Genomic DNA, 17,842 nt, shown 5'->3' with positions numbered 1-17,842 from the left:
GGGGTCACGAGAGGCGTCCCCCGCCCCTGAACTGGTGGCCTCGCCCCGACCGTTCACGAGGTGGTTCCAGGATGCGGACGTGTCCTGGAAGGGAAGCTTCGTCCCTTCCCTTCGTCTCGACGAGGTCCGCAGGACCGAGCCCACCACGCACTTTTTTGCATCCCCACTTCAGTTCTCGAACAACTGACGTTCCATCAGGGCTGATCCGTACCTGTACCGCCGCTACGCGCCGTCGTTCGATCCTGGTTCAGTCATCACCTTCACCGCGTCCCTATGCGTTCTCGGCCGGGACGGGGACGGATTCACTGCGGACCGCCGTCTCGGGTTCGTGGAACTTCGGATTCACCGCGCGCACCAGCTCGTTGGCCACGAATCCGACGGCGAGCAGCGCGATCATGATGGAGAACGAGAAGGTGTACATGCTCGGCCCCGTGTGCCCGGCCTGCTGTCTCATGTCCGCGATGGCGTCCACGATGGCCGGCCCCGCGACTCCGGCGACGGACCAGGCGGTCAGCAGCCGGCCGTGGATCGCGCCGACCTGGTAGCCGCCGAACAGGTCTTTCAAGTAGGCGGGGACGGTGGCGAATCCACCGCCGTAGAAGGACAGGATCACCATGGCGGCGCCGATGAACAGCGTCATGCTGCTGTTCTTGCCGAGCAGCAGCGTCAGGTACAGCAGAGCGCCGATGCCCAGGTACAGCCGATAGACGTTCTTGCGGCCGATCACGTCGGAGACCGACGACCACAGGATCCGGCCGGTCATGTTGGCCAGGGACAACAGCGCGACGAAGCCGGCGGCGGCTGTCGCGCTGACCGGGCTTGGCGTGTCCCGGAAGAAGTCCTGGATCATCGGCGCGGCCTTCTGAAGGATTCCGATCCCGGCCGTGACGTTCATGCACAGCACGACCCACAGCAACCAGAACTGCGGCGTGCGCACCGCATTCCTCGCGGATACGTTCGCGGTCGTCACGAGCCGCTTCCCGGCGTCCTCGGCGGGCCGCCAGCCGGCCGGCCGCCAACCCGAGGGCGGCACGCGCACGAGCAGCACGCCAAGCGTCATGAGGGCGGCGTAGGTCAGGCCGTGCACGAGGAAGGTCTTCGCGATCCCACCCGTGTCGCTGCCGAAGGCGGAGAGCATCTGCGTCGACCAGGGAGAGGCGATCAGTGCGCCACCGCCGAAGCCCATGATCGCGGTGCCGGTGGCCATGCCCGGCCGGTCGGGGAACCACTTCATCAGGGTGGACACCGGCGAGATGTAGCCGATGCCCAGACCTATCCCGCCGACGAAGCCATAGCCGAAGACCACCAGCCAGTAGGAGCGGGTGGCGACGCCGAGTGCGGCGATCAGGAACCCGGTGGAGAAGGCCACCAATGAGACGAGCATGGCCCATCGCGGACCCCTGCTCTCGACGAGGGTGCCGCCGAAGGCCGCGGAGAGCCCCAGTACGAGAATGCCGACCTGGAACGGTAATGCGCTGGCCGCCCCCGAGATATGCAGCGCGCTCTCCAGGGGTAATTTGAAAACGCTCCAGGCATACACCTGGCCTATCGACAGGTGGATCGCCAGCGCAGCCGGGGGCACCAGCCAACGACTCCATCCTGGTCGCGCGATGATGCGGGAATGCTCAAGGAGTCGCACCGGTGGTCTACCTCCCGGGCCTGGGCAGAAGTAATTGAAAGGCGAATTGCCTGGATGCATGTCCAGCGGTCAAGCGGTGGCGAGTGTAGGGCAACTGATCGCCCCTGCCAATGGTTTGACCTGTCTGCTGTCGAGTGTGGCGACGTTTGCTGGAGGGGATCGCTCCGCGCGTAGAGCGGCACTTTCGGGCGATGTCGGACCACCGGCGACGATGGCCGGAGAACTGCTGACGATGGTTCGTCAGAAAGCGGCGTGATTCGCCCAGGCAATGGGTAAACGGGTCGAACGGCCCGGGCCCCGGAGAGAGGTCGGCTCCCCCTGGTGCGCCACAAGCGGAACGGCTGCTACTGTCCGGTAGTGGGCCAACTCGTCGCGGATCCAACGCCTTTGACTGCGCAGAGTGGACCGCTACACTCCCTGCCTCAACGGCGGTAGGCGGACCGGTCAACGCGCCGAAACCTGGAGAGAACCATGACGAGAGACATGCGGCCTCCCGCTCCACCCCCATCGGCGCCGACCACCGGCCACGGATTATCGGCCCCTTTCACTAAAGCCGGCGACCAGCCCTTGTGCGACCCGGCAGGCGAGCCCGACTTTGCGGCGATCCAGGCCAGCCCGGAGTTCACCCGGCTTCGCCGACGGCTGCGGCTGTTCGTCTTTCCGATGAGCGCGCTTTTCTTCTGCTGGTACCTCACCTTCGCCCTGCTGTCCGCCTACGGTCATGAATTCATGCGGCGCAAAGCGGTCGGCGAGATCAATGTGGGGACCCTCTTCGGCCTGCTGCAATTCCTGTCCACGATCATGATCGTCGTGACCTATGCGCGCTTCGCCAAGAAGCGGCTCGACCCCCAGGTCGACCGGATTCGCGAGCAGGTGCGGGCCGACGCGGAGGGTGGCAGAAAGTGATGGTGTCGATCGCGGTCGGCACGACCGGCAGTCCGACGCTCAACGTGACCGTATTCGTCGCCTTCGTCTGCATCACCTTGTACGTGGTCTACCGGGCCAGCGGTAGCAGCCCCACCGCCTCCGACTACTACGCGGCAGGCAGCAGTTTCAGCGGGATGCAGAACGGCATCGCGCTGTCCGGCGACTTCCTCTCCGCGGCCTCCTTTCTCGGGATTTCGGGAGCAATCGCCGTCCACGGCTACGACGGGTTCCTCTACTCCGTCGGATGGTTGGTCGCCTGGCTGGTTGCTCTGCTGCTCATCGGCGAACGGCTGCGTAACACCGGCCGGTTCACCGTGGGCGATGTGATGGCCTTCCGGATGAAACAGCGCCCGGTACGGGCGGCGGCGGCCAACGCCACCTTGGTCATCACGTTCTTCTACATGCTGGCCCAGATGGCCGGCGCCGGCGGTCTGATCGCCCTGCTGCTCAATGTGCACAGCAAGGGCGGGCAGGCCCTGGTCATCACGGCCGTCGGCATTGTCATGGTCTTCTACGTCCTGGTCGGCGGCATGAAGGGCACGACCTGGGTGCAGATCATCAAGGCCACCCTGCTGCTGCTCTGCGTGGCCTTCATCAGCGTCTTCATCCTCGGCAAGTTCGGCTTCAGCTTGTCCGGACTGCTGGAGCATGCGGCGCAGAACAGCCCCTTGGGCGAGCGCTTGCTGGAACCAGGCGGCTGGTACGGCCAGAACGCGATGGGCAAGCTCGACTTCGTCTCGCTGGCCCTGTCGCTGGTCCTCGGCATCTCCAGCCTTCCGCACGTGCTGATGCGCTTCTACACCGTGCCGGACGCCAAGGAGGCACGCAGGTCGGTGGTGTGGTGCTCCTGGTCGATGTTCACGTTCTACCTGGGGATCCTCATCGTCGGATACGCCGCCACCGCACTGGTGGGCTCGGACAAGATCTTGGCCGCCCCGGGCGGGGAGAACTCCGCGGCACCGCTGCTCGCCTTCCGGATCGGCGGCGCGGTGCTGCTCGGCGTGGTTTCCGCGGTGGCCTTCGCCACCATCCTGGCGGTGGTCGCCGGTCTGACGCTCGCCGCTTCCGCGTCGTTCGCGCACGACGTCTACGCCAACGTACTCCGGCACGGCAAGGCGGACCCGCGGTCCGAAGTACGGGTCGCCCGCCTGACGGCGATAGTGATCGGTTTCCTGGCCATCATCGGCGGCATCGTGGCCAACGGGCAGAACGTCGCCTTCCTGGTATCGCTGGCCCTGGCGCTCGCCGCGTCCGCGAACCTGTCCACCATGCTCTACTCCCTTTACTGGAAGCGGTTCAACACCACGGGGACGCTGTGGAGCATCTATGGCGGGCTGGTGTCCGGACTGCTGCTGATCGCCTTCTCACCTGCGATGTCGGGAACACCCACGTCCATCGTCAAGGGCGTCGACTTCCACTGGTTCCCGCTCACCAACCCGGGCATCGTGTCGATTCCGCTCTCCTTCCTCTGCGGATTCCTGGGCACGGTACTCAGCAAGCAACCGGCGGATCCCGACAAGCAGGCGGAGATGGAGGTACGAGCACTGACCGGCATCGGCGCCAAGCGCTAGCCGACACATCGGGCGATGTACGCGCTGGTAGCCGCGGCTCATGGGCAGCTGGTGCCGAGTTGGCCGACCCGTGGGACGAGACGGGCCGCCGTCCGGTCGTGCGCAACGGTTACCACCAGCCCCGGAAGGTGACCACCACGACCAGTTGGTCGAGGTGCAGGCTCCGCGGGTGAACGACAAGCGCGTCGACGAGACCGCCGACGGCATCCACCTGCGCAGCCGCCTGCGCGAGGCGAGGTCGTGCGTAATGGTACTGATGGGGGTGCGCACGGACGACACCTGCAGCAGCGGCACCGCGGCGAAGACCGCCGGATCGTAAGCACGCCCAGTGAGGACCACATCGGCGCCGTTGCCCAGCGCGGCGACGAGCGGTGCGGTGCCCATCTGCGCCACCAAATGCACGCTGGCCCCGACCTCCTCGACGGTGAGCTCCGGGCCGCGCGGCACCGCGCTGATCCGGCCGTCCTGCAAGGCCCGCAGCACGGTGTCGTGGTCGATGTCGGCGGGGATCACCGCCATGCGCAGGCGGAGAGCACGCTCGGTGGCGATCTCGTCCACGATGCCGCGCAACCACATCAGATGCGGGGCGGCCCCGGCGCCGCCCGCGGACCCGATGACCACGGGGACGCCGAGCGCCCGCCCGGCGCTGATCATCCGCTCCAGGTCGCGCTTGACGGCCGTCCGGTCCGTGAAGGATTCCCCGGCACCCAGGTAGTACGGGCCGGGTCGCTGGAACCCGCGTCGGCGGCGATCACATGCGGACCGCGGGCCAGGCCGGCTTCGAACGACGCGTCGGGAAATCCATAGCCCAGGATCGCCGTGGCGGCCAGCACACGCATCTCGTCCATCGGGCCCTCCCGGTCCATCGAGCCCTGCTGAAAGTGGTGGTCGGAGGATACGGTGCACCGCGTATCAGGCGCCGTTGACGACCGTGAGGACAGGAGCGCGCATGCCCCGACCTACGCAGTCCCGCAGCAAGTCGGCCCAGGAGACGTCCGATTCGCGCTGCCGAACCGGACCACATCAGCCGCGAGGCGTCCGCGCAGCAGCGCGCCCGCAGGGACGGTCACCCAGCCTTGGGCATCGCTTCTTCGCCGCGTACGTGCGCGACGTCTGCCCTCCGGCAACGAAGTTGGATCCGGTCGAGCGGGGCTCCAGCGTGAGCGTCACCTGCTTCGCAGAGAGCGGCTGGTTGCCTTCGTTCAGGACCTGCACCCGGAACGCTCTGAACGGGCTGTCCGTCGGTGCCGTCAGCGGGGTGTTCGGCGAGCTCTGAGGGTCCGTCCGGAACATCCGGTAGGTACGCGTCGGGGTCTGCGCCGAGGCCAGCTCCTGGAAAGCACGGCCATTCCCGAGCTCAGGGGGCAGGCGAAGACCGTGGCCGCATCGGTCCTCCGCTCCCTCCTGACGACAACTCAGCCCCCTTGATGCCCGCCTCCTTATCGATCGCCTTCGGGGGCTTTTCTTCGCCTGGATGTGACCAAACCGACCTGTCCGTCCACTGCCCAGACCGCTTGGAGGCCGTGGCTGCCGAACTCAACAGCCGCCCACGCAAAACGCTCGGCTGGGAAACCCCGGCCGAGCGCCTGCATAAACTGCTCGCGGCCTGATCAACCCACCACGTGTGGCAACAACCCCTGGAATCCGCCCTCGCGGCCTGATCAACCGACCACGGTGTGCAACAACCTCCGGAATCCGCACTCCTCTTGGCGGGGCTTCGTCGTGTGCGGCACGGGAGCAGCCCCGGGGTCCCTGTTCGTCACCCGCTTTGCTCTGCTGTACTGCCCTGCGGCTAGTTTGTGTACAGGACAGGTACGCAGGCCCGTGGTGGCAGAGGTGCACGGGGGACGGGAGGTCGGGAAGAGTGTCGCTGCGCGCAGGTGATCCAGCCGAGATCGGCGGTTATCCGCTTGAGGCGCGGCTCGGCTCGGGCGGCATGGGCACGGTCTTTCTCGCCCGTACGAGTTCGGGGCGACCTGTCGCGATCAAACTGATCCACCTGCAGTTCGCGGCGGACGACGAGTTCCGCATCCGCTTCCGGCGGGAGGTAACGGCGGCGAGGCGGGTGAGCGGCGCGTTCACCGCCGCCGTGGTCGACGCCGCCCCTGAGGCCGAGCAGCCGTGGATGGCGACGACCTATATCCAGGGGCACACGCTCGCCCGGCGCATCGCCACGAAGGGCCCGCTGAGCGGAGCGGAGCTGAGGAGGCTCGCCATCGGGCTGGCGGAGGCGCTGCGGGACATCCACCGGGTGGGGGTCGTCCACCGTGACCTGAAGCCCTCGAACGTCGTGCTCTCGCCCGAGGGCCCACGCGTCATCGACTTCGGCATTTCGCGTGCCGTGGACCAGCAGACACTGACGAATACAGGGCGGGTCATCGGTACGCCGCCCTTCATGTCGCCGGAGCAGTTGCAGGCGCCGCGCGGCGTGGGGCCGCAGTCCGATGTCTTCTCGCTGGGGACGCTGCTGGCGTACGCAGCGACGGGCTACGGGCCCTTCGACGCGGACAGCCCGTACATAGCTGCGTATCAGGTGGTGCACGAGGAGCCGTCGCTCGATGACGTGCCGGCAGCCTTGCGCACGGTCGTCGAGTCCTGCCTGACCAAGGAGCCCAACGGGCGCCCCTCGGCGGACGAACTCCTCGTGCTGCTACGGGACCTGCCGGCCGACCTCGGCCAGACCGACGCGAGCGGCGTTGACACGGGCCGCACCCGCGACATGATCACCCAGCATCACGTCGCGACGCCGGCCACCCCGACGCCAGCCACCCCGACACCTGCAACCCCGACCACCACCCCGGCCGATCCCGATACGGGGAGCGCCGACACCCCCGTCGGCCCCCGACTGCGTCGCCGATGGCGTCCCATGCTCGCGGCCGCGGTCGCGGTCACGGTGGCAGCGATCGGTGGAGGAGTCGCCGCACTCACGGCGGGCGGCTTCGGGGGGAACAGCGGCGGCGACAAGGGCAACAGCCTTGCGGCGTCAGGTGCCGCACTTCCGGACGGCTTCAAGCCGTGGCACGAGACCGTGCCGGGCGGTCGCCCAGACATCCCCGACGAACTGCGTTGCGTCGCGCACGGCGACGCGCTGTTCTGCGGGGGCGGCAGTGTTGTCGCGACCCGTATCAGGGCCAAGGACGGCTCGCGGGTGTGGACGGCGAAGAGTCCCGGCGTCCCCGTTGACGGCATGCACCTGGTGGGCGCCACCGACGACACGGTGCTCGGCTACCGCTTCGCCGCCCAGGACGCCCCGAAGGACCCTCACAGCGAGGTGGTGGCCCTCGACGCGAACAACGGCCGCGAGCTGTGGTCCGTACCGTCCGGCGCCCAGTCGACGGCCGTCACGAATCGGACTCAGGACGCCATTGTGATCGGCTCCGACGTCGTGACGGTCGACGCTTCCAACTCCCGCTTCGAGGCCCGCAACGCGCACAGCGGTCAGGTCACATGGACGTCGCCATTCCCTGCGGGTACGCAGTGCGCTCCCGTGCCGATGGGCGCACAGCTCGTCGCGATGTGCGCGACGAATGCGGAAGTGAATGCTTTTGCGGTGCGCCACCCCACCCTGTACCCGGTCGACCGCGCCTCGGGGACACTGGGCAGGCCCATCGCGGTCAACGGCTCCACCGTGCCGATAGGCGTCGCCTACGGCAGGCTCGTACTCCTGCAGATACACATGGAAGGAACGGATCCGGCCGGCTACAACGGGGTGGCACAGGTCGACCCGGCCTCGCGGAAGGTCACGTACTCCCGACTGGCCAAGACATACACAGGGACGCCCGGCATGGCGGACAACACCGTCTACGTGAGCGGGCAGACCGGCCTCGTCACAGCACTCGACCCCGCGACCGGCCGGCAGAAGTGGTCGCGGCAGACTGGCGTGGAGGGCGCGTCGGGTCCTGTTGCGGGAGCCGACACACTGTATTTCAGCTCGGCCACCGGCCGGGTGGTCGCGCTGTCGCCGCACGATGGCAAACCCCTGTGGACAACAGATCCGCAAGCCGATGGTTTGACGGGCGGGTCGGGCGCAAGCCCGCGGGTGACTCTTGCGGGGCGTGCGGTGATCGTGGCCGCGGCCAAGAACACACTCTTCGCTTTCGACGCGCAGAAGCCGCCGAAGTCGGGCTGACCCGGGTGGCTGGACGGCGGCCGCAACATTGCCATGGAGTACCGCGGGAAGCTCCCCCCGCCGGCACCACGTACCAAGATCCGGGCCAGGTGCGAACCAACTCGGCTTCGCATCGGGCATTTCCACCCGTTGCGGCAGGTCAGAGTAGGGGGAGGTCGCGTACCACCAACAGACCAAGAACCTGCTGGCGAGCCACTCACCGAGGCAGTGCGGCTCGCTGCCGGTCATTGCCGAGCTCTCTCACCTGGGCTGACGTCACCCAGACCGATACCGCTTTCCTCAGAACTTCGCAGGTGCGAGGTTCGGCGTAGCGCCATCCGGGCCGATGGTCGACACCCAGGCAATCGGCCGCGGCACGACCGCGGCAGTCAACAGCTTGTAGAACTCGTTACGGGACAGCTCAGCAGGGTCAAAGTCGATGCGCCTGGCGATCAGTATCCACCCGCGGAGCGGCGGGTTCCACGGAGGATCCGCAGCACCGCCAAACTGCGAAGTTCAGCCGAAAGTGCCTGGTATCGGACCACCGAGCACCAGGAGCCGACCCGGCAATCCGAACCGAGCCGAGGCCAAGAGCAGGCACCCGTGGCGGGTCGAGCACGGCTTCGTGACCGGTGGGCTGATCAAGCGGGTCAGCCCGGCGATGGTGCACACCTACTTCGAGTACGTCACCACCGAGTACCCGCGCGGCGCCGGGCGCGGCATGCTCCTGGTGCAGTTTGCACGGCGCCGATACCGGACAGCCATGGGCGCCGGTCGGAGCCCGGCGGATGGTCGGCCGGGCCGGGAAGCGCGCCGGACTGGGGGTCGTGAAGCCCCATGCCTTCCGGCACTCGTTTACTTCCGCGGTTCTCGACGCCGCCGACGGCAACCTGCTCATCGTCAGGGACGTCGGCGGCTGGGCCTCGGCCGCGATGGTGGATGAGGTCCACGGCCACGTCGATGTCCACGGCCCGGTCTTCGATGCCGCTCTGCGCACGGTCTGGGGTGAGACGCAGTGACGGCGCCGTCGCTGCTGCCGCGGCAGGATGCCCGCACGCGACGGGACCGGCTGGAGGTGCTCACCGCGCTGATCAACGGGCGAGTTCGACCCGGTGCTGCGCGGCGGGGTGCTGAAGATCCCGCCGACGCACCCGGTCTATCCATGGAGCTGCACGGTCGTCGACTGCGCGCGGCCCCGCTGGCGGCGCTACGCGATGCGCTCGGTGCACGCCGAGCAGTGGCAGGAGGCGGAGGCGCGCGGCATAAGCCGGGCTCAGTTCCTGCGGACCGCGGAGCCGCTTCCGGCCACGGAGATGCCGGAGGCGATGATGTGCCGGATCTGCCCGCAGCGGCCGGCGTTCAGCCTGCAGCTGATGCTGTGCTTCTGGCACCGCCACCGGTGGTTGAGCCACCTGAAGCGGCACCCCGGCGGGGGCGAGGCAGAGTTCGAGCGGTGGCTGGCCGACCAGCCGTCGCTCCCGGGCTACGGTGAGTGCCGCGCGGACGTGTGCGACGAACTGGCCGCCTCGCCGCTGGGGTTGTGCGGCGGGCACGAGCGCGGCTACGTCCGGGCCGGGCGCCCGGGCCGGGCAAAGCCGCCGAAGAACTTCTTCGCCACCTACGAGTGCCGTGATCGCCCTGTGCCAGTGACCTGCGAGGACCAGGCCGCCTTTTGTGCCTGGTGCCGCGCGCAGCTGCCGGTGCACCGCACCGGAACGGTCACCCTGCGCGGGCCGCGGCCCCTGCTGAGGGCCGAGTTCCAGTGGGGCATGCATGTCCACGGCCTGCAACCCGTCGCCGTGTGGCATCTGACGTGGGTGCAGTCACTCGCGGACGATTGCCAACGCCGCGACGTGGCGTCCCTGGCCAGCCTGGATGCCTCCGTCTTCCGCCGCGCCTACCACCAACGCGTGGTCCAGGAGATGCAACAGGCCCTGTGGAAGATCTACTTCACCCCTCCGGCACCCGGGGCGCCGGCTACATCGAGACCGCTGCATGAACACCGCCACCGTTCCCGGACCTCGCACCGCGGCGGCCCTGGCCGCACGCCGCCGCAAGACCGAAGCCGCCCTTGAACGCGTCCACCAGGCCATCGCCCGGATCCGACGCGAGAAAGCCCAGGCCAGCGTCGCCGACGTCGCCCGTCGAGCGGACGTCTCACGCACCTTCCGCTACGACAACGTCGAGGCCAGAGCCGCAGTCGCCGCAGCGATGGCTCAGGCCGGCGAACACCAATCCCGCACGCTCGCTGAACAGGACGACGAACGCGAAGCGACCTGGCGCGAACGCGCCCTGAACGCCGAGGACGTCCTCAAAGCCGCCCACACCGAGATCCTCGCCCAGCGCACTCAGATCGGTGAACTCCTCGGCCAGATACGCGACTTGCGAGCTGAGTGGACCGAGGGCGCCATCCAGCGGATCACCACCGAGAAGACCACCCTCAAACAGCGCGTCCGCCAGCTCACCACCGACAACCGCACCGTCGACGGGTGACTCAAGGTCGCCCGAGACCTCCCAGGCGAGTTACAGCAACTGTCCTTTGACAGTGAACCCAGTCGCTCCGTCAGCCAACCCCGTCGACGCCGACAACGCCTCTGGCGTCGCCCCGGCACACCGGCTTGAGCGGGGTTGTCGATGCTGCTTCTCGGCATGTGCTGGGCCGATGCGGACTTGGCTTCCACGGCGGCAGGCAGCGCCACCGCCCCAGTTCCCGCAAGGACCTGTGCAAGAGGCCACTTGGACAGGGAAATCGCAACTTCGACATGGCTCGCAGAGGCAGCTACCTTCACCTGGACTTCGGCGATCGCCCACGGTCACACAGGAGTTCCTCCAGGCTGAGCCACCCGCGACGGGATGAGTCGGTCACGCCCCACGAGCCCTCGCCCCCATGCGTAAGCCACCGGCCCGGGTCCACACCAGGCACCCCCAACCAGGAAGAGACACATGCCCCATCTCGCTCTGTACACATTCGGCGTCCTGAAGTCACCTCTCGCCGATCCCGCACCTCTCACACGCGAGTTCTACGACATTGGTGAGGCCGTCTACCGGAAGATCCGTCAGCAACCCGGATACCTCGCGCATGCTGAAGCGGCAGACGGTGTCCAGGGCATGCTCTTCGAGGCGGACTGGGGTGCATGGGGAGAGTTCGCCGTACCGACCTGGTACGGCAAGGGCCGCACTGTGGAAACCACCGCCCTGGCCACGACCCTCTCACTCTGGACCGACCTGCGCCCCGCCTGCGACGCCGTCTACACCGGTCTGCACCGTGAGGCGCTGAACAGGCGTTACGACTGGTTCGAGAGGACAGAACACCCGAATTACGTGTTCTGGTGGGTCGCCGACGGCGTGATACCCACCTGGCAGGACGGGGTTTCCCGGCTGGAGCACCTCCACGACCACGGCTCCGCGCCGCACGCCTTCACCTTCCGCCACTCATTCGCCCCGGACGGAACTCCGACCAGGACCAAAGGCATCGGGCCGAAGAGCGACCAGGTTCACTGACAACGAAGCCTGAATGACCTGGTTCGCGGTCATGGCGAAGTCCCCGTTGACGGCAGCGTGCCCGCCGCCGAGCGGCTGGAACATCAGCAGGGTGGACGCCTCCATCAGGTAGGGCAGGACCGTGTTCGCTCGGGTGTCGGTCACCTTCTGGGCCACGGGGACGTGGAAGTGGTACGTGCCGTGTTCGTTGTCGCCCTTCGTGCCGATGATGCGGCCCAGCGTGCCGGTGTCCGGGTCGACCGGCGGCTCCTTCCCCTCCTCCTGGTGCCGCTCGAAGGGGCCTTCGCGATGAGCCTCCCCCACAAAGGTTCGGCGTCACAGCCTCCACAGCGTGCGGCGCCGGTCGCTTCCGCGACTGAAGCCGCACCCTGGCCGTCCCGGCATCCCAACGCCGGCTCACGAGTTGCCAAGCGCAGGACACGCAGCAAGGCTGTCTTACGCATCTTCTGCTCCGATGCGGCCTCTCCCCGTCTCCGGGAAACCTGAGCCGGAGGCGGGGAAAGACCGCATGCGAAGAGCGAAGGCATGTCACACACCGTCATACAAGGTGGCTCCCGATCCCATTGCGGAACAGTGGCCCCCATTCGTGCCGCCCCACCGGCTCTACTTCGCCCTGCCGAAACAACCACCGGGCACGGCGCATGCTGGGTGCAGTGCTGACCAACCGACCCCGGCAACGGCCCCAACAACCCGCCGTGTCCGTGACTGCCGACCACCAGAGGTCGGCGCCCTGGCCTGGTCCAGCAGCACCGCGACGGGCGTGCCGTACGCCAGGGCGGGGTATGCCCTCACAGCCTGCTCCGGCCGCACGACTTCCCCGGCGGGCTGGTCGAGGGCCTGGCTCGCCGCCCCCTTCATGTGGTCGGCGAGTTCCTGCGGTGCGTCGAGCCCGCCGATCGACCCGTACAACGGCGGGTACTCCCATGCGCTCACCGCGCGTACGGTGCTGTCGGTCAGCTCGGCTTGGCGTTCCGCCCATCGCACGGCCGCCTTCGCGGAGGCCAAACCGTCGACGCCAACGGCCATCCGGCCCTTCTCCCTCGTTTGTCCGCTCATGACCGCCTCCGCGTTCCTGCCCCAGCGTCCGGTTCGGGGTGACCACGGCGCATAGGGCCATCGGCCTACGGCAGCGGAGCCTGTCGGTCCCCGCGCAGCCGTTCGGCCTCTGTACCGGACGTGGCAGCCGTCGGACGATAGGCGGTGGGTGCCGTATCCGGGATCCGCGCAGCGTCGCAAGGACTCGATCCCGGTTGACCCCGATGAGGCGGTGAGGCGGATGGATGCGCCACTGGTCGTCGGCACCGACGGTTCGGACGAAGCGCTGCGCGCGGTGGACTGGGCCGCCGACGAGGCAGCTCTCCGCGGCTGCCCACTCCACCTTCTGCATGCGTCGTTGTGGGTGCAGTACCAGGATTCCGCGCCGACCGTCGGGCGGTATCCGGAGGCGCGGCGACATGCCGCGGCCAGGAGCGTGGCGGCCTCCGCCGAGGAGCGGGCCCGGTTGCGGCAGCCGGAGGTAGCCGTGTCCGCCACGGTCCGGGACGAGGACCCGGTCTACGCGCTGGTCGACGAGAGCGACCGCGCCGCCATGGTCGTTGTCGGCAGCCGGGGGCACGGCCTCTCCGGAGTCCTGCTGGGGTCGGTGAGTCTGGCCGTCGCGACCCGTGCCCACTGCCCGGTGGTCGTAGTGCGAGATGGCACTGGCGAAGTCCCCACGAGAGGAAGGTGGGTACTGCTCGGAATCGGCGCGCCTGAGCGGACACCGGAGACGGCGGATTTCGCGTTCGCGGAAGCGGCACTGCGCGGCTACGGGGTCACCGTGCTGCACGCCCGTATGCGACACGATGGGGAGCACGCCGCACTGCGCGTCGGCCTCTCCGCCGATCACCGTGCTCAGGGTGGTCAGCGAGCCGAACAGTGGCTGGACGAGGTCCTGGCACGGTCCGTCGCAGGACACCCAGGCGTACCGGTACGCCGCATCATCGTCGAAGGTCGGGCACATCCGGCGCTTCTCCGGGCAGCGGCGGACGCGGAACTGCTGGTGCTCGGAGCCCGCCGACGTCGGGACCCGATCGGCCCACAACTCGGGCCCGTCAACCATGCGATGCTCCGCCAGGCGCCGTGCACCATCGCGATCGTCCCCGTGCAGCCGAGCGGCGGGTGAGAGCGCGGGCCGTCCAGCTACCCGCATGCATGCAAGCGGAATGGTCCTCCGCTGCTGGGGCGGACGTCTCCTGGGACGGCCCGCCCCAGTTCGACGGGCCGATCGATGCGGCCGAGAGAACCCGCTGGCCCTGAGGAGACGGGCGCGGTCCTGCTTGGCAGCACAGCCGGCGTTCCGGGGCAGCCCCGGCGAGGGACCGTCCGGCACTGGCGCGGTGCCGGGTGCCGTGGTGACGTGGATGACATACGAGCCGGGTACCGGTCCACGGGCTCGGCACCCGGGGCACCGGCAAGGTCCCCGCAGAATCGGAGGGCTGCCGTGCGGTACGTCGGAGACCGGAGACGAGGCCGGGCGCAGCGGACCGCGGACGGTCGGCGTCCGCCGGCGTCGGTGCTGCTGATCGCGACGGCGGCCGCGCTGGTCTGCGGCGGCATCGCGTGGTCCGCCGGTCGGCAGGGCGTTGCCGACGCGTGCTGGGCGGCGGGGACGGTGCTGGCCGTCGTCCCCTCCGTCGTCTGGGTCGTTCGCGCGCTGCGGCGAGGGCGGGCGGGTGTCGATCTGATCGCGGTGCTGGCGCTGGCCGGAACTCTGGCGGTGGGCGAATACCTGGCCGGTGCGTTGGTCGCCGTGATGCTGGCGACCGGGCGGACGCTGGAGGCCACGGCTGCCCGCCGGGCCTCCCGCGATCTGCGGGCCCTGCTGGAGCACGCCCCGCGCTCGGCCCGGCGCCGGCGCGGCCGGGAGATCGCCACCGTGGCCCTGGACGACGTCGCCGTCAGCGATGTCCTCGTGGTCGGCACGGGCGAGGTGGTGCCGGTCGACGGAACGGTCGTGACCGGCACCGCGACCCTGGACGAGTCGGCACTCACCGGTGAGTCGGCGCAGGTGGAGCGGCGGACCGGCGACGGTGTGCGCAGCGGCGTGGTCAACGCCGGCGGGGTCTTCCAGCTGACGGCCACCGCGACCGCGCGGGACAGCACCTACGCGGAGATCGTGCGGCTGGCCGGGCAGGCGGGTGCGGAGAAGGCGCCTGCGGTGCGTCTCGCGGAGCGGTACGCCGCCTGGTTCCTGCCGGTCTCCCTGGGCGTGGCAAGCCTGGCCTGGGGGCTGAGCGGAGAGGCCGTCCGGGCGGTGGCCGTGCTGGTCGTGGCAACGCCCTGCCCGCTGCTGCTGGCGGTGCCGGTGGCCGTCGTCTCCGGCATGTCGCGAGCGGCCCGGCGGGGTGTGATCGTACGGGACGGCCGGGCACTGGAATCGCTGGGCCGGGCGCGCACCCTGGTGATCGACAAGACCGGCACGCTCACCGCGGGACGGCCTCGGGTCCTGGAAGTGGCCACCGCACCCGGCGGCCTCTCCCCCACCGACGTCTTGCGCCTGGCCGCCTCGGTCGACCAGGTCTCGGTGCACATCCTGGCCGAGGCGATCACCCGGGAGGCACGCGACCGCGGTCTGGCCCTGTCCCCGCCGATCGATGTCACCGAGGAGCCGGGGCGCGGTGTCACCGGCAGCGTCGACGGCCGCCGGATCGCCGTCGGCAAGACCGACCTGCCATCGGCGGAACTTCCCCGCTGGGCCCGGACCGTGGACAACCGCGCACTCCTCGACGGGGCCACAGTCGCCTGGGTCACGGTCAACGGCACGCTCACCGGCGCCGTCCTGCTGCACGACCCGCTGCGCCTGGACGCACCGCACACCGTCCGGCGGCTGCGGGCGGCCGGACTGGCCCGGCTGCTGCTGCTCACCGGGGACCGTCCCGAACCGGCCCGCCAGGTCGGGACGGTCCTGGGGCTGGACGACGTCCGTGCCGGGCAACTGCCCGCCGGCAAAGTCCGGGCCGTGCGGGAGGAGTGCGGGCGCGCCGTGACCGTTATGGTCGGCGACGGCGTCAACGACGCTCCGGCCCTGGCCGCCGCGGACGTCGGAGTCGCCATGGGGGCGCGCGGCGCCACCTCGGCTTCCGAGGCCGCCGACATCGTGCTCACCACCGACCGGGTCGCCCGGCTCGCCGACGCGATGGACATCGCCGTGCGGGCCCGCCGGATCGCGGTGCAGAGCGCAGCCGGCGGCATGGCGATGTCACTGGCGGCGATGGTCGCGGCGCTGCTGGGACTGCTGCCGCCGGCCGCCGGTGCGCTTCTCCAGGAGGCCATCGATGTGGCCGTCATCCTCAATGCGCTCCGCGTCGTGCTGCCGGCCCGCGGCACCGGCGGCCCGCCCCTCGCACCTGCGGCCGAACGCCTCATCCATCGCTTCGCCGCCGAACACGAGTCCCTGCGCGGCGCCCTGGACGCCATCCGTGAGGCGGCCGGCCTGCTCTCCATCGACCCCGGTCCGCGTGCCCTGGCGGCTGTACACCAGGTCGACCGGCTGCTCACCGAGCGGCTGCTCCCGCACGAGTACGCTGAAGAGCACCAGCTCTACCCCGCGCTCAACGCACAGTTCGGCGGCCCGGACGCCACAGAGACCATGAGCCGCGCCCACGCCGAGATCGAACGCCTCGCCCGCCGCATCGCCACGCATCTCGCCCTCGCCGATGCGGCGGGCGCGCTGCTGCCCGAGCAACTCGACGATCTCCGGGCCTCGTTGTACGGACTGCACACGGTCCTGCGGCTCCACTTCAGCCAGGAGGAGGAGAGCTACTTCTCGCTCTCCTCATGACGCCCGCCGGGGACCGGCAACCGGCCGGCCGCGTTCCCGGGACCGCATCGCTCACGACGTGATCGTCAGGACCTCCGCCACCGGCCGGCGCGGGGTGCGCGGGCCCTGGGGGCCGTAGCCAAGGCGGAGGATCATCTGGACGTAGCCGGTGCCGGCGACCGGCTCGCGCAGCAGCCAGCGCAGGTCGGGCCACTCCAGCGGCTGCGTGGCGAAGGAACTGACGAGCCCCTGGCAGGTGGCGAGGAGCAGGACCCGTTCCAGTGCCTGGCCTGCGCGGAGCCAGTCGGCGGGGCCGTCGCGAGTGGTGCTGAGGGAGGCCAGTTGCGGCCGTTTCTCGAAGTCGGCGTAGGGACGGCCGGGAACCGCGCGCCGGCCGGCGAAGTCCCGTACGGGGGCCGCGCCACCACGTTTGGCGGGACCGAAGGCGTATTCCGGGATGCCCTCCACAGGCGATTCCGCGGAGGCGTCGTGGGTCCATCGGCGCTGTTCGACTTCCCGGCCGTCGTCCATGCGGTCGTACCCCTCGGCGTGCAGGACGAGGTCGAGCACCACCTCGCGGTGCGGGGTGGTCAGGAACACCAGTTGGGCCCCTTCCTGGGCCGCGGCCTCGACGAGGGCGGTGCGGAGGCTTTCCGGAATCCGCCGTTCGGTGAAGGGGTAACGGCTGGTGTGCCGGTCGGGGACGGCGGAGTAGAGGTCGGAGAGGGCTGTGTCCAGGGGCTCGTGCGGTACGTCGAAGCGCACGGACGCGAGGAGCCCAGGAGTCTGGGGAGCCGGCAGCAAAGTGGTTGCTGTGCGGTGGCCGGCATGTGCGGCGGCGGCGCGCAGGTTCAGCAGGGCCGCGCCGCAGCCGAGGTGCAGCCCCCGGGTAGTGGGGTCGGCCTGCGGCATCGCGCGATCCAGGTCGGCGGTGAGAAGCATGGTGCGCGACGCCCGCGAGTAGTCGAAGTGCCACGGCTGGGCGTTGTGCATCGAAGGCGCGGCGGTGGCGTCGGCCACCAGCGACTCCACGGCGGTGTCATCAAGGGTGGGGTGGGTGAGCACCGGGGACCTCCCGAGCGGATCGGGCCGCGTCCGGACACACCACGGACGGGGAATCGGCAGTTGCCCTTCCAGCGTCCCGGTGCGCCGTCAGCGGCATCAGGGGCCATAGAGCCCTGGACGGGGACCGGTCGGCCTGCCGGGGACGGCCGGATCGGTGATGGGGCCGACCGGCTCATGCCGGAACGTGCACCGCCCCGGCCACGCTTGAGGTGTGGCCGCACCACCGGCCG

15 protein-coding genes and 3 pseudogenes are annotated in these 17,842 nt (G+C 69.5%); 10 read left to right on the top strand and 8 right to left on the bottom strand.

The window, feature by feature from the left end:
• Nucleotides 1-271 precede the first annotated feature (271 nt).
• On the bottom strand, nt 272-1,585 hold the full coding sequence (locus ACO1BR_RS38950; protein ID WP_426799853.1) for an OFA family MFS transporter: 1,314 nt from the start codon (nt 1,583-1,585) through the stop codon (nt 272-274).
• 525 nt (nt 1,586-2,110) lie between these two features.
• On the opposite strand from ACO1BR_RS38950, the gene ACO1BR_RS38945 reads away from it, so the two are divergent.
• The 3 genes and pseudogenes from ACO1BR_RS38945 to ACO1BR_RS38935 all read left to right on the top strand — a co-directional run.
• Complete coding sequence (locus ACO1BR_RS38945) at nt 2,111-2,545, top strand: DUF485 domain-containing protein (RefSeq protein WP_426799839.1); 435 nt, start codon at nt 2,111-2,113, stop codon at nt 2,543-2,545.
• Nucleotides 2,545-4,137, top strand: coding sequence for a solute symporter family protein (locus ACO1BR_RS38940; protein ID WP_426799838.1), 1,593 nt, complete (start codon nt 2,545-2,547; stop codon nt 4,135-4,137). The genes ACO1BR_RS38945 and ACO1BR_RS38940 overlap by 1 nt, the downstream gene beginning before the upstream one ends.
• A gap of 17 nt (nt 4,138-4,154) precedes the next feature.
• Nucleotides 4,155-4,417 (top strand): annotated as a pseudogene (locus ACO1BR_RS38935) (hypothetical protein); the annotation flags it as partial.
• A gap of 71 nt (nt 4,418-4,488) precedes the next feature.
• Here the strand turns inward: ACO1BR_RS38935 and ACO1BR_RS38930 are convergent.
• Nucleotides 4,489-4,791, bottom strand: a pseudogene (locus ACO1BR_RS38930) (hypothetical protein); the annotation flags it as partial.
• The gene (locus tag ACO1BR_RS38925; RefSeq protein WP_426799837.1) at nt 4,788-4,985 is read right to left on the bottom strand and encodes a hypothetical protein; all 198 of its coding nucleotides are present in this window, start codon (nt 4,983-4,985) and stop codon (nt 4,788-4,790) included. The gene ACO1BR_RS38925 and the pseudogene ACO1BR_RS38930, both read right to left, overlap by 4 nt.
• Nucleotides 4,986-6,001: 1,016 nt before the next feature.
• Between ACO1BR_RS38925 and ACO1BR_RS38920 the strand changes: the two genes are divergently transcribed.
• Entirely contained in the window at nt 6,002-8,266 is a 2,265-nt protein-coding gene (locus ACO1BR_RS38920; protein WP_426799852.1) for a serine/threonine-protein kinase, read from the top strand.
• 282 nt (nt 8,267-8,548) lie between these two features.
• Here the strand turns inward: ACO1BR_RS38920 and ACO1BR_RS38915 are convergent.
• Nucleotides 8,549-8,698, bottom strand: a pseudogene (locus ACO1BR_RS38915) (flavin reductase family protein); the annotation flags it as partial.
• 374 nt (nt 8,699-9,072) lie between these two features.
• Between ACO1BR_RS38915 and ACO1BR_RS38910 the strand changes: the two are divergent.
• From ACO1BR_RS38910 to ACO1BR_RS38895, 4 genes are all read left to right on the top strand, one after another.
• Nucleotides 9,073-9,264, top strand: a complete 192-nt coding sequence (locus tag ACO1BR_RS38910) for a hypothetical protein (RefSeq protein WP_426799836.1) — start codon at nt 9,073-9,075, stop codon at nt 9,262-9,264.
• A gap of 93 nt (nt 9,265-9,357) precedes the next feature.
• Nucleotides 9,358-10,320 (top strand): hypothetical protein, encoded by a 963-nt coding sequence (locus tag ACO1BR_RS38905; protein WP_426799835.1) that lies wholly within the window; start codon nt 9,358-9,360, stop codon nt 10,318-10,320.
• Nucleotides 10,241-10,738 (top strand): DUF6262 family protein, encoded by a 498-nt coding sequence (locus tag ACO1BR_RS38900; protein WP_426799834.1) that lies wholly within the window; start codon nt 10,241-10,243, stop codon nt 10,736-10,738. The genes ACO1BR_RS38905 and ACO1BR_RS38900 overlap by 80 nt, the downstream gene beginning before the upstream one ends.
• Nucleotides 10,739-11,188: 450 nt before the next feature.
• The gene (locus ACO1BR_RS38895; RefSeq protein WP_426799833.1) at nt 11,189-11,746 is read left to right on the top strand and encodes a DUF3291 domain-containing protein; all 558 of its coding nucleotides are present in this window, start codon (nt 11,189-11,191) and stop codon (nt 11,744-11,746) included.
• Here ACO1BR_RS38895 and ACO1BR_RS38890 read toward each other — a convergent pair.
• The 3 genes from ACO1BR_RS38890 to ACO1BR_RS38880 are packed head-to-tail and all read right to left on the bottom strand — an operon-like array spanning nt 11,678 to nt 12,802.
• Nucleotides 11,678-11,953: a DUF1259 domain-containing protein gene (locus ACO1BR_RS38890; RefSeq protein ID WP_426799851.1), complete on the bottom strand. Its 276-nt coding sequence runs from the start codon at nt 11,951-11,953 to the stop codon at nt 11,678-11,680. The genes ACO1BR_RS38895 and ACO1BR_RS38890 overlap by 69 nt on opposite strands.
• The gene (locus ACO1BR_RS38885; RefSeq protein ID WP_426799850.1) at nt 11,887-12,462 is read right to left on the bottom strand and encodes a universal stress protein; all 576 of its coding nucleotides are present in this window, start codon (nt 12,460-12,462) and stop codon (nt 11,887-11,889) included. The genes ACO1BR_RS38890 and ACO1BR_RS38885 overlap by 67 nt, the downstream gene beginning before the upstream one ends.
• Complete coding sequence (locus tag ACO1BR_RS38880) at nt 12,350-12,802, bottom strand: universal stress protein (protein ID WP_426799832.1); 453 nt, start codon at nt 12,800-12,802, stop codon at nt 12,350-12,352. Before ACO1BR_RS38880 ends, ACO1BR_RS38885 begins: the two co-directional genes overlap by 113 nt.
• Before the next feature lie 220 nt (nt 12,803-13,022).
• On the opposite strand from ACO1BR_RS38880, the gene ACO1BR_RS38875 reads away from it, so the two are divergent.
• Complete coding sequence (locus ACO1BR_RS38875; RefSeq protein WP_426799831.1) at nt 13,023-13,910, top strand: universal stress protein; 888 nt, start codon at nt 13,023-13,025, stop codon at nt 13,908-13,910.
• Nucleotides 13,911-14,300: 390 nt separating this feature from the next.
• Nucleotides 14,301-16,568 carry a heavy metal translocating P-type ATPase gene (locus ACO1BR_RS38870; RefSeq protein WP_426799849.1) on the top strand — a complete coding sequence of 756 codons (2,268 nt, stop codon included), beginning with the start codon at nt 14,301-14,303 and terminating at the stop codon, nt 16,566-16,568.
• Nucleotides 16,569-16,619: 51 nt separating this feature from the next.
• On the opposite strand, the gene ACO1BR_RS38865 is transcribed toward ACO1BR_RS38870, so the two are convergent.
• Nucleotides 16,620-17,612 carry an Acg family FMN-binding oxidoreductase gene (locus ACO1BR_RS38865; RefSeq protein ID WP_426799830.1) on the bottom strand — a complete coding sequence of 331 codons (993 nt, stop codon included), beginning with the start codon at nt 17,610-17,612 and terminating at the stop codon, nt 16,620-16,622.
• Between the last annotated feature and the right edge of the window lie 230 nt (nt 17,613-17,842).

Source organism: Streptomyces sp. YGL11-2, assembly GCF_050054615.1.
Lineage (GTDB): Bacteria > Actinomycetota > Actinomycetes > Streptomycetales > Streptomycetaceae > Streptomyces.
Note: the sequence above shows the minus strand (reverse complement) of the source record. Positions and strands in the feature narration are given on the sequence as shown.

Bases quoted from the DNA above. Each gene is read 5' to 3' on its own strand.
- ACO1BR_RS38880 (WP_426799832.1), bottom strand. From the start codon at position 12,802: ATGAGCGGACAAACGAGGGAGAAGGGCCGGATGGCCGTTGGCGTCGAC.
- ACO1BR_RS38940 (WP_426799838.1), top strand. From the start codon at position 2,545: ATGGTGTCGATCGCGGTCGGCACGACCGGCAGTCCGACGCTCAACGTG.
- ACO1BR_RS38895 (WP_426799833.1), top strand. From the start codon at position 11,189: ATGCCCCATCTCGCTCTGTACACATTCGGCGTCCTGAAGTCACCTCTC.
- ACO1BR_RS38875 (WP_426799831.1), top strand. From the start codon at position 13,023: ATGGATGCGCCACTGGTCGTCGGCACCGACGGTTCGGACGAAGCGCTG.
- ACO1BR_RS38925 (WP_426799837.1), bottom strand. From the start codon at position 4,985: ATGGACGAGATGCGTGTGCTGGCCGCCACGGCGATCCTGGGCTATGGA.
- ACO1BR_RS38900 (WP_426799834.1), top strand. From the start codon at position 10,241: ATGAACACCGCCACCGTTCCCGGACCTCGCACCGCGGCGGCCCTGGCC.
- ACO1BR_RS38945 (WP_426799839.1), top strand. From the start codon at position 2,111: ATGACGAGAGACATGCGGCCTCCCGCTCCACCCCCATCGGCGCCGACC.